The organism is Streptomyces sp. NPDC021115 (assembly GCF_044333065.1).
In the GTDB taxonomy this organism is placed as follows: domain Bacteria; phylum Actinomycetota; class Actinomycetes; order Streptomycetales; family Streptomycetaceae; genus Streptomyces.
Map to the genome: position 1 here is coordinate 1 of NZ_JBIRQF010000035.1, position 10,899 is coordinate 10,899.

At 72.8% G+C, this 10,899-nt stretch carries 11 protein-coding genes; 6 read left to right on the forward strand and 5 right to left on the reverse strand.

Translation table 11 applies throughout. From position 1 onward, the window contains the following. Positions 1–89: 89 nt before the first annotated feature. Positions 90–470: a helix-turn-helix domain-containing protein gene (locus ACH4TL_RS44835; protein ID WP_398331390.1), complete on the reverse strand. Its 381-nt coding sequence runs from the start codon at positions 468–470 to the stop codon at positions 90–92. Next, on the reverse strand, positions 467–718 hold the full coding sequence (locus ACH4TL_RS44840) for a hypothetical protein (RefSeq protein WP_398331393.1): 252 nt from the start codon (positions 716–718) through the stop codon (positions 467–469). The genes ACH4TL_RS44835 and ACH4TL_RS44840 overlap by 4 nt, the downstream gene beginning before the upstream one ends. 217 nt (positions 719–935) lie before the next feature. Between ACH4TL_RS44840 and ACH4TL_RS44845 the strand changes: the two genes are divergently transcribed. From ACH4TL_RS44845 to ACH4TL_RS44855, 3 genes are all read left to right on the forward strand, one after another. Further along, positions 936–1,628, forward strand: a complete 693-nt coding sequence (locus ACH4TL_RS44845; protein WP_398331396.1) for a hypothetical protein — start codon at positions 936–938, stop codon at positions 1,626–1,628. Beyond that, positions 1,609–1,782, forward strand: a complete 174-nt coding sequence (locus tag ACH4TL_RS44850; protein ID WP_398331399.1) for a hypothetical protein — start codon at positions 1,609–1,611, stop codon at positions 1,780–1,782. Before ACH4TL_RS44845 ends, ACH4TL_RS44850 begins: the two co-directional genes overlap by 20 nt. Before the next feature lie 64 nt (positions 1,783–1,846). Further along, on the forward strand, positions 1,847–2,569 hold the full coding sequence (locus tag ACH4TL_RS44855) for a neutral zinc metallopeptidase (protein ID WP_398331402.1): 723 nt from the start codon (positions 1,847–1,849) through the stop codon (positions 2,567–2,569). A gap of 4 nt (positions 2,570–2,573) precedes the next feature. Here ACH4TL_RS44855 and ACH4TL_RS44860 read toward each other — a convergent pair whose 3' ends face one another. Both ACH4TL_RS44860 and ACH4TL_RS44865 read right to left on the reverse strand, forming a co-directional pair. Continuing rightward, a complete protein-coding gene (locus tag ACH4TL_RS44860) occupies positions 2,574–4,283 on the reverse strand; it encodes an AMP-binding protein (protein WP_398331405.1) in 1,710 nt (569 codons plus the stop codon). A 37-nt stretch (positions 4,284–4,320) separates the two neighbouring features. Further along, on the reverse strand, positions 4,321–6,042 hold the full coding sequence (locus ACH4TL_RS44865; protein ID WP_398331408.1) for an AMP-binding protein: 1,722 nt from the start codon (positions 6,040–6,042) through the stop codon (positions 4,321–4,323). 111 nt (positions 6,043–6,153) lie between these two features. Between ACH4TL_RS44865 and ACH4TL_RS44870 the strand changes: the two genes are divergently transcribed. Further along, complete coding sequence (locus tag ACH4TL_RS44870; protein ID WP_398331411.1) at positions 6,154–7,023, forward strand: LuxR C-terminal-related transcriptional regulator; 870 nt, start codon at positions 6,154–6,156, stop codon at positions 7,021–7,023. A gap of 130 nt (positions 7,024–7,153) precedes the next feature. Here ACH4TL_RS44870 and ACH4TL_RS44875 read toward each other — a convergent pair whose 3' ends face one another. Next, positions 7,154–7,717, reverse strand: coding sequence for a TetR family transcriptional regulator (locus ACH4TL_RS44875; protein ID WP_398331414.1), 564 nt, complete (start codon positions 7,715–7,717; stop codon positions 7,154–7,156). Positions 7,718–7,999: 282 nt separating this feature from the next. On the opposite strand from ACH4TL_RS44875, the gene ACH4TL_RS44880 reads away from it, so the two are divergent. Both ACH4TL_RS44880 and ACH4TL_RS44885 read left to right on the forward strand, forming a co-directional pair. Further along, positions 8,000–9,190 (forward strand): magnesium and cobalt transport protein CorA, encoded by a 1,191-nt coding sequence (locus ACH4TL_RS44880; protein ID WP_398331417.1) that lies wholly within the window; start codon positions 8,000–8,002, stop codon positions 9,188–9,190. Between the two features lie 131 nt (positions 9,191–9,321). Further along, positions 9,322–10,875: an acyl-CoA carboxylase subunit beta gene (locus tag ACH4TL_RS44885; protein WP_398331419.1), complete on the forward strand. Its 1,554-nt coding sequence runs from the start codon at positions 9,322–9,324 to the stop codon at positions 10,873–10,875. The last annotated feature ends 24 nt before the right edge of the window (positions 10,876–10,899 follow it).

A 10,899-nucleotide genomic window follows, 5' to 3' on the forward strand; every position in this document is an offset into this window, starting at 1 on the left:
GGTCCGGGAGTAACGGCTCGATCCGCGCCCACTGCGCATCAGTCAACGGCACACCCGAACCAACGACCTGCTGATCCAAACGAAACTGCCTAGGTCAGGTCCTCGGAACGCTTCTCGCGATTGAGGTAGTTGTAGACGGTGAAGCGGCTCACGCCGAGGGCGCTCGCGACCGTCTCCACGCCGTGGCGCACCGTGAACGCGCCGCGCTGTTCGAGGGCGCGGACGATGCCCTGCTTCGTCTTGCGGTCCAGGGCCGACAGCGGCATGCCGTGGCGGCGCTGGAGGTCGGCGAGGATGTGGTCGAGGGACGCCGCGAGGTGGGGCAGGCGTACGGCGACGACCGCGCGCCCCTCCCAGGACAGCACCACGTCGTCGTCCCGGGCCCGGTCCGGGGCGATCAGTTCGCCGCCCATCGCGTCGACCAGCGGCCGGACCGCCGAGACGAAGGGATCGTCCGCCGGGCCGGTCACGCGTCGGGCTCCGCGACGACGTTGACCTGGAGCGACACCCGGGTCGCGCCCGCCTCCAGGGACCTGCGCAGCAGATCGTCCACGGCGGCCAGCACGGCGTCCGCCCGGCCCTCCGCGGTGTTGCCGAACGGCCCGACGTCGACGGTGTCCAGCGGCGCGCCCTGAACCGCCTCCCGGGCGACCACGGCGTGCGGCGGCACCTCGTCGAGGTCGAACGGCTCGGTGGTGAACTCAACCCTCAATCTCACCGGGCCAACCTACTGCGCCCGGCCGCGCCTCCGTCAGCCCTTGAGCGTGTCCCCGCCCTCGCCCGGCGCGGGCTCCGGCCTCCCTCCGCCAAGCGTCCAGCCCGGCCTCACCCTCCCGTCCCACTGGAGGCGGGCAGAACGCCCAAGTCCCCCTCCTCACTCCCCCGCTTCGTAGAGCATGGCCGGGTTGCCGCAGACATCCGCTACGGAGCGTCAGATGACAGAGAGCGTGCCGGTGCGCTGCCCCGCGTGCCGCCGCGAGCAGTCGTTCACTCCGCCCACCTTCCCCTGCTCGTGCGGCGCGCCGCTCACCCTTCCGGTGCTGCGCGACGGCACGCCGGAGGAGATCGAGCACCGCACGTGGCAGGACATATGGGTGACGGTGGACTGCCCGTCCTGCGGGCGCGAGGGCCACTGGCCGCAGCCGGAGTTCGGCTGCGGCTGCGGTGCGGTCGTCCGGGTCCCGGTCGCGCCCGGGCCGGAGGTCGCGGGCGGCACTCACGAGGCCGAGCCCGAGGCGCGCCCGGCGTTCCGCCCGGTGACGATCCGTACCGCACGGGACGCGGTCACCGCCGCCGCCCAGTATCTGCGGTGGCTCGGCTTCGGCTGTCTGCGGCGGCCGGACGGCCCGGAGGCGTCCGGGGTGGACCTGTACGGGAAGGGCGTCGTCGCCCAGGTCGACCCCACCACCCGCCCCACCGGGCTGCGCGAGGTCGAGTGCCTGTGGCTGAACGGGCTCAACGAGTCCGCGATGAGCGTCTTCTTCTCGCTGGCGGGCTACGCGAGGGAGGCGCGGGCGCGCGCGGACGCGCTGCACATTCCGCTCTTCATCATGGACCTCACCGGCACCCCACAGCCCGTCAACGACCCCGCGGACAACCTGATCCGCCGTGGCCCGCCCCGCGCATGAGCCTCGTCCATTCTCCCTCCGCCGAGGGCCGTTCCGCCTCGTCCGGATCGCGGTGCACGCGCTCGACGCGTCGCACGCGATGCTGCTGGAGCGCCCGCGTGCGCTGGCCGGGTTGGTGCGCTCCTTCACCACCGGTCTGGGGTTGCGCTCATGACCAGGGGGCGCTTCGGTTGAGGCACCGCTCCCCACCTTTCACGACCGGCCGGAGGCCGCATCCGATGGCTGTTCCGTGGTGCCCGAGGATCGCGGCGCGCTCGCTCCTCACCGTCCTGACCGCACTGACCCTGCTGACGGTCTCCGGCTGCGGCGACAGCGGGCTGCCGCGGCCGTCGGAGACGAGCCGCCCCGCGAGCACGCCGAACACCCCGGTGGACGACAGCGTGGAGGGGGACATCGACGCGGCGGTGTCCGTCACCAACACCTACTGGTCCACCCACTGGAACGAGTTCTTCACCGGCACCTACCGCCCGCCCCGGGTGCTGGGCGCGTACGACGGCGCCACCGGCGGAGCGCCCACCTGCGGCGGCACCCCGCTCCCGAACAACAACGCCGTCTACTGCCCGGGCGGCGACTACGTGGCCTGGGACATGGACCTGATGCGGGCGGGCCACCAGCGGGGCGACGCCTGGGTCTACCTGGTCATCGCCCATGAGTGGGGGCACGCCGTACAGAACCGGCTGGACGCCGGGCTGGTCGACCTGGCCCGCGAACTCCAGGCCGACTGCCTGGCCGGTGCCGTCCTCTTCGGCGCGGCCCGCGACACCACGCTCACCTTCGAGGACGGCGATATCGACGAGCTGTCCGACGCGCTGTCCGCGCTCGCCGACGAGACGCCGTGGACGAACACCTCCGACCACGGCAACGCCTCGCAGCGGGTATCGGCGTTCAACCGGGGCGCCGAGTCCGGGGTGAAGGGCTGCCTCCCGAACGCGGTGCGGTAGACGCTCAGCGCGTGGGCTGGGGTGCCTCGGTGCGGTCCGGGTCGGTGCGGGACTCCGGGACCGCCCCCAGTGCGCGGGCGCCCGCCTCCCTCAGCTCGACCTTGCGGATCTTGCCGCTGACCGTCATCGGGAAGGCGTCCATGACGCGCAGATGGCGCGGCACCTTGAAGGCGGCCAGCCTGCCGCGGCAGAAGCGGGCCAGTTCGTCGCGGGTGAGCGTGCCCGCGCCCTCGCGCAGGATCACACAGGCCAGGATCTCCTCGCCGTACTTCTCGTCGGGGACGCCCACCACCTGCACATCGGCGATCTTGGGGTGGGTGTGCAGGAACTCCTCGATCTCCCGCGGATACACGTTCTCCCCGCCCCGGATGATCATGTCCTTGATGCGGCCGACGATCTGGACGTAGCCGTCGTCGTCCATCACCGCGAGGTCCCCGGTGTGCATCCAGCCCGCCCGGTCGATGGCCTCGGCCGTCAGCTCCGGTTCCTCCCAGTAGCCGAGCATCACCGAGTAGCCGCGGGTGCACAGTTCGCCCCGGGTGCCGCGGGGGACGGTCAGCCCGGTGGCCGGGTCCATGACCTTGACCTCGACGTACGGCAGCACGCGGCCGACCGTGCCGGTGCGGTGTTCGAGGTCGTCGTCGCGGCGGGTCTGGGTGGAGACCGGGGAGGTCTCGGTCATGCCGTAGCAGATGGACACCTCGGCCATGTGCATCTCGGCGACCACCCGCCGCATCACCTCCACCGGGCAGGGCGATCCGGCCATGATCCCGGTGCGCAGCGAGGAGAGGTCGTAGGAGGCGAAGTCGGGCAGGGCCAGTTCGGCGATGAACATGGTGGGGACGCCGTACAGCGAGGTGCAGCGCTCCTGTTCGACGGCGGACAGGGTGGCGGCCGGTTCGAAGGTGGGGGCGGGGAGGACGAGGCAGGCGCCGTGGGTGGTGGCGGCCAGCGCCCCCATGACCATGCCGAAGCAGTGGTACAGCGGGACCGGCAGACAGATCCGGTCGTGCTCGGTGTAGCCGACCGTCTCCCCCACGAAGTAGCCGTTGTTGAGGATGTTGTGGTGGGAGAGGGTGGCGCCCTTGGGGAAGCCCGTGGTGCCCGAGGTGTACTGGATGTTGACCGGGTCGTCGCAGGACAGTCGGGCCTCGCGCGCGGCTAGCTTCTCCTTCGGCACGCCTTCCCCGGCGCGCACCAGCCCGTCCCAGGTGCGGTCGCCGATGTAGACGACGTCGCGCAGGGCGGGGCATTCGGCGCGCACCTGTTCGACCATGCGGCGGTAGTCGCTGTCCTTGTGCTCGGTGGACGAGACCAGGACCGACACCCCGGCCTGCCGCAGCACATAGCGCAGCTCGTGGACGCGGTAGGCGGGGTTGACGTTCACCATGACGGCGCCGATGCGGGCCGTGGCGTACTGCACCAGCACCCATTCGGGGCAGTTGACGGCCCAGATGCCGACCCGGTCGCCCTTGCCGACCCCCTTGGCCATCAGCCCGAGCGCGACCGCCTCGACCGACAGGCCGAACTCGGCGTACGTCCAGCGTCGGCCGGAGGGGACGTCGACCAGCGCCTCGCGATCGCCGTGGCGCTGGACGGCGCGGGCGAGATGGGCGCCGATGGTGTCGCCGAGCAGCGGCAGGTCCCCGGTGCCGCTGGCGTAGGAGAGGGCGGCCGGTGCCGGGGGCGGGGCGTCGGAGATCGGGTCGGTCATGGTGTCTCCTTGCGGTCACATCACAGCGTGGTGCCGTTCATGAGGTTCCCTCATGAAACTCGACGCCGCCTCCAGCCGCCGTCCGTTCCCGTAGTTCGATCCGGCGAATCTTGCCCGACACCGTCTTGGGCAGCTCCGCGAACTCCAGCCGCCGCACCCGCTTGTACGGCGCCAGCACCGCCCTGGAGTGCGCGAACAGCACCTTGGCCGTCTCCGGCCCCGGCTCCCAGCCCTCGGCCAGCACGATGTACGCCTTCGGTACGGCCAGCCGCACCGGATCGGGCGCCGGGACGACGGCGGCCTCGGCGACCGCCTCGTGCTCCAGCAGGGCGCTCTCCAGCTCGAACGGCGAGATCTTGTAGTCGGACGCCTTGAACACGTCGTCGGCGCGCCCGATGTAGGTGATGTAGCCGTCCGCGTCGCGCGACCCGATGTCGCCGGTGCGGTAGTAGCCGCCCGCGGTGGCCTCGGCGGTGCGCTCCTCGTCGCCCTCGTACCCCGTCATCAGGCCGACGGGACGGCCGTGGCGCCCGGTCAGGTCGAGGCAGATCTCGCCCTCGTCGCCCGGTTCGCCGGTGACCGCGTCGAGGAGGACGACGCCGAAGCCGGGGGTCGGACGGCCCATCGAGCCGGTCTTGAGCGGCTGGCCCGGGGTGTTGGCGACCTGGACGGCGGTCTCGGTCTGGCCGAAACCGTCCCGGATCGTCACGCCCCACGCCCGCCGGACGTGCTCGATGACCTCCGGGTTCAGCGGCTCACCGGCGGCGACGGCCTCCCGGGGCGGCTGCCGCAGCTGGGTCAGGTCGGCCTGGATGAGCATGCGCCAGACGGTGGGCGGGGCGCAGAAGGTGGTGACGCCGCAGCGGTCCATCTCGGCCATGAGGCGGGCGGCGTCGAAGCGGGTGTAGTTGTGGATGAAGACGGTCGCCTCGGCGTTCCAGGGGGCGAAGAGGTTGGACCAGGCGTGCTTGGCCCAGCCCGGGGAGGAGATGTTGAGGTGGACGTCCCCGGGCCTGACCCCGATCCAGTACATCGTCGACAGATGGCCGATGGGGTACGAGGTGTGAGTGTGCTGCACGAGCTTGGGCTGTGCGGTGGTGCCGGAGGTGAAGTAGAGCATGAGGGGGTCGGTGGCGAGGGTCGGGCCGTCCGGTACGAAGGGCTCCGCCGCGGCCGTGGCCTCGTCCGGCGCCTCGTCCGGCACCTGGTCCGTCCCGGCGTCCTCGTACGCCAGCCAGCCGTCCCCGGCCCCGGCAGGTGTGCCGCCCACCGCGATGCGGGTGTAGTCGCCCGCCACCTCGGCGAACTTGCCGGTGTCCTCCGCCCGCACGATGACGTGCTTCGCCCGGCCGCGGCCGATGCGGTCCGCCAGGTCGAGCGGGCCGAGCAGCGGGGTCGCGGGGATGACGACGGCACGCAGCTTCATCGCCGCCAGCGCCGTCTCCCACAGCTCCCGCTGGTTGCCGAGCATGACCACGATGCGGTCCCCCGCCGCCACGCCCCGCGCGCGCAGCCAGGTGGCGGCGCGGTCGGAGCGGCGGCGCATCGCGTCGAAGCTCAGCCGGATCTCCCGGCCGTCCTCCTCCACGATGTGCAGCGCGGTGCGTGCGTTCCCCTCCGCGATCCGGTCGAACCAGTCCAGCGCCCAGTTGAATCGCTCCGGGCGGGGCCAGCTGAATCCTTCGTACGCCGCCGCGTAGTCCTCCCGGCGGTCGAGAAGGAAGTCCCGTGCCACGCGGAATTCGTGAGACGGACTCATTGCTGTCACTTCGTCCTCCTGATTGGACGTGCCGCTCGCTAGCATCGTGCGACGGGTGATCTGTGTCTCACCACCCCCGGACAGGGGTGGTGGCGTTTCGGGGAGGCGACCGTGGCGGAATCGGAGCGTGCCGTCGACGTACGGACGGCCCTGCTGCGGATGCGCCGACGCGGCGGGCTGCCCGTCGCCTTCGGCGGACTGTTCTCCGACGCGCAGCAGTTCCGCATCTCCGAACTCACCGGAACCACGACGGACGTCCTGCGCGGGCTCGCCATCACGGCGGGCAACGGGCTCGGCGGCAAGGTCCTGTCCGTCTCCCGGCCGATATCGGTGATCGACTATCCGGTCTCGCGCGCGATCAGCCATGAGTACGACGGCGTGGTCGGCGCCGAGGGGCTGCGCTCGATGATGGCCGTCCCGGTGATCGTCCGGGGCCGGATGCGCGGCGTGCTGTACGGCGCGCTGCGGCAGCCGCTGATCCTCGGCGACCGCGCCCTGAGCGCGGCAGTGGAGACCGCCCGCGAGCTGGAGCAGGCGCTCGCCGTGCAGGACGAGGCGCGGCGGCTGATGACGGTCGCGCGGCGGGAGGTGCCGGAGCCGGGACCGGGACCGGAGGCCGGGACCGACCCCGCGGTCTGGGAGGAGGTCCGCCAGGCCCATGTGGACCTGCGGACCCTGGCCCACCGGGTGGCCGACCCCGAGCTGCGGGAGGAGATCCTGACCGCCTGCGGCCGCCTGGCCCGCGCCCAGTCGGGCGGCGGCCGCGCCGCCGCGTCCCGCGGGCACGTGCGGCTGTCCCCGCGTGAGGTGGACGTCCTGGCCTGCGTGGCCGCGGGCGCGACGAACTCGGCGGCGGCCGACCGGCTGGGGCTGCGGCCGGAAACGGTGAAGAGTTATCTGCGGTCGTGCATGCGCAAGTTGGGGGCGCGCACCCGCCTCCACGCCGTGGTCGAGGCCCGCCGCGCGGGCCTGCTCCCGTAGCGCGCGTCCACGCCGCCCCTCCGGTGCCCCCTCCCGGCCACCGACGGCGGGCCCGGCATCGCGCGCAGGGGCGGCGGCGTGGGTGGGCGGCGGGGGGTTCATGGGCGGCGGCGTGTCGGGGGCGGCGGGGCTACGCCAGGGTCGCGGCCAGGGCCGGGGCGTACAGCTCTACTACCTCGTCCGGCGTCAGGGCGGTCACGCCCGGGGCGCGCAGCAGGTAGCGGGTGAGGGCCAGGCCGAGGAGCTGGGCGGAGACCAGGGCCGCGCGGCGCGGCTCGACGGCCTCGCCGAGGGCGGGCGCGACCTGCCGGGCGAAGATCTCGCGCAGCCGCTCGGCGGCCCGCTCGTGGGTGACGGCGGAGCGCAGCAGCAGGAGCAGGGCGTCGTCAGCGGGGTCGCCCTCCCAGCGGTCGAGGAAGTGGCGTACGAGGACGTGTGCGAGGTCGGCGCGGGCCACGGCGCCGAGGTCGGGCAGCCGCAGGTCGATGGTGAGGGCCGCGTCGAAGAGGTTCTCCTTGCTGCCGAAGTAGCGCATGACCATCGAGGCGTCGATGGCCGCGTCGGCGGCGACGCCGCGGATCGTGGTGCACTCGTAGCCGTGCCGGGCGAAGCGGGCGCGGGCGGCGCGGAGGATGGCGGCGCGGGCGCGGTCGGAGCTCCGGGCGCCCGAGAGGCGCCGCCCGGGTTCGTCCATGCCAACAATCGTAGGCAACCGGCGGTGGGCGCGCCAGGTGCGGGGACGGGCGCTCCTCCGCCGCCGCCCCCGGCCGCGGCCTGGGCATATCCGGGGATATCCTGCTCTGAGGCCAGTGGTCCGCGCTCAGGGGCCGCGACGAGGAGGTGAGGTGTACGCGATGACCAGCGAACCTCCCAGTCCCATGCCGCGAGCCGCCACCCTGCCCCGGCCCCGCTGAGCACAGCGCAGCGCGGCCCGGCGCCGGCCATCCGGCGCCTGCTACTCGTCAAAGGACCCCTCATGTCCGAGCGCCGTTCCCACACCCCGCGCCCGCTGAAGAAGTACCCCTGGCTGCGGCCCGCGGCGTCGCGCGCGGCGGGCCACGGCCCGCGTGCCGGAGCCGGGGCGGCGGGCCCGGCGTCCACCGGGCCCGCGCCCGGCGCGGTCGACGGCACGCCGGTCGCCGACGAGCAGAGCGTGGTGGACGCGGCCGTCTACCGCGACGGCCGCCGGGTCGGCACGCCCGACGGGCTGGCCGCCACCTACCGGCGGCTGCGCGAGGAGCCGGGCGCGATGGCGTGGATCGGTCTTTACCGGCCGACCGAGGCGGAGCTGCTGTCGCTCGCCGAGGAATTCGACCTGCACAAGCTGGCCATCGAGGACGCGATGGAGGCGCATCAGCGGCCCAAGCTGGAGCGCTACGGCGAGACGCTGTTCGTCGTGCTGCGCGCGGCCCGCTACCTCGACGCGGTCGAGGAGGTGGACTTCGGCGAGCTGCACGTCTTCGTCGGCGCCGACTTCGTCATCACCGTCCGGCACGGCGCCGCCCCGGACCTGTCCGCGGTGCGCGCCCGGATGGAGGCGGCCCCCGAGCTGCTGGCCCTCGGGCCCGAGGCCGTGCTGTACGCCATCCTGGACGCGGCCGTGGACGGCTACGCCCCGGTCGTGGCGGGCGTGCAGAACGACATCGACGAGATCGAGACCGAGGTGTTCCGCGGCGACCCCGCGGTGTCGCGCCGCATCTATGAACTCTCCCGCGAAATGGTCGAATTCCAGCGCGCGACCCGCCCGCTGGTGGGCATGCTGCGGGGGCTGATGGCCGGGTTCGACAAGTACGGCACCGACGAGGAGCTCCAGCGCTATCTGCGGGACGTCGCCGACCACGTCACCCACACCAGCGAGCGCGTGGACGGCTTCCGCTCGGCCCTCACCGACATCCTCGCGGTCAACGCCACCCTGGTCACCCAGCAGCAGAACGCCGAGATGAGGGCGCTGGCCGAGGCGGGCTTCGAGCAGAACGAGGAGGTCAAGAAGATCTCCGCGTGGGCGGCCATCCTCTTCGCCCCGACCCTGGTCGGCACCATCTACGGCATGAACTTCACCCACATGCCGGAGCTGCACTGGGTGCTGGGCTACCCGTTCGCGATGCTGCTGATGGCGGTGGTGTGCGTCAGCCTGTACGTCATCTTCAAGCGGCGCGACTGGCTCTGATTCCCACCGGACCCTTGTCACCCGCGCACGAACACCGGCCCCTCGGGACTCACCTCGGCCACACGCGACCGTGATGGACCCGGTCCGCCCCTCCGGCGCTGCCATATTCGAAGGCCCCTTCGGAGGTGGCAGTGACGCCAGAAGCGACGACATTCCGAACGTCCACGGCATCCGACCGCATCATCGGCCTGGAAGGCCGCAGGAAGCTGGCGACGGCGCCGGGCGGGCCGCGGCGACGCGGCGAGTACGGTGCCCGGGAGCGCATCGACCTGCTGCTCGACCCGGGGTCGTTCACCGAGACCGGCCTGTTCGTGCGGGCCCGGCCCACCGGGGACGGCGCCCCTCGCCCGTACGGGGACGGGGTGGTCACCGGGCACGGCACGATCGACGGCCGTCCGGTCTGTGTGTTCGCGCAGGACTCCACGGTCTTCGGCGGCAGCATGGGCGAGGCGTTCGGCGAGAAGACGATCGCGCTGATGGACCTCGCCCTGAAGACCGGCTGCCCGGTCATCGGGCTCAACGACGGCGGTGGCGCCCGCATCCAGGAGGGTGTCGCCTCGCTCGCGCTCTACGCCGAGCTGGTGCGCCGCAACGTACGGGCGTCCGGGGTGATCCCGCAGATCTCGGTCGTGCTGGGGCCGTGCGCGGGCGGCGCCGCGTACTCGCCCGCCATCACCGACTTCACCGTGATGGTGGACGGCGCCTCGCAGATGTTCGTCACCGGGCCCGATGTCATCGAGGCGGTCACCGGTGAGCGCACCACCGCCGAGGACCTGGGCGGCGCCCGCACCAGCAACACCGTCAACGGCAACGCCCACTTCCTCGCCGCCGACGAGGCGTCCGCCCTCGGCACGGTGCGCGATCTGCTGTCGTACCTGCCCGCCAACAACCTGGAGCGGCCCCCGCGGTACGCGCCCGTGGCCCCGGAAGACCCCGGGACCTGCCTCGACACGGTCGTACCGGACCGGCTGGGGCAGGCGTACGACATGCGCGACGTCCTGCGCGGGGTCGTGGACGACGGCGACCTGCTGGAGGTCCAGGAGCTGTTCGCGCCGAACATCATCTGCGCCCTGGCCCTGGTCGACGGATGTTCCGTCGGGGTCGTCGCCAATCAGCCGCTGCACTCCGCCGGGGTGCTGGACATCGACGCCTCCGAGAAGGCCGCGCGCTTCGTGCGGTTCTGCGACGCGTTCGGCATCCCGCTGCTGACCTTCGCCGATGTCCCCGGCTATCTCTCCGGCGTCCGGCAGGAGCAGGCCGGGATCATCAGGCGGGGCGCCAAGCTGCTGTACGCGTACGCCGAGGCGACCGTCCCCAAGGTCACGGTGGTGGTGCGCAAGGCGTACGGCGGCGGGTACGCGGTGATGGGCTCCAAGCACCTGGGCGCCGACATCAACCTCGCCTGGCCCACCGCGCGCATCGCGGTCATGGGCGCCGAGGGCGCGGTGGGCGTCCTCCACCGGCGCGAACTCGCCGCCGCCGACGACCCCGAGGCGCTGCGGGCCCGGCTCGTCGCCGCGTACGAGAGCACCCACGGGACCCCGTACCTGGCCGCCGAGCGCGGCTACGTCGACGCGGTCATCGCCCCGCGCGACACCCGCTCCCACGTCTGCCGCGCCCTGCGGGCGCTGCGCGGCAAGCGCGCCGCGCTGCCGGAGCGCAGGCACGGCAACATCCCGCTCTGAGCGCACCCCACGCATATCCCGTTC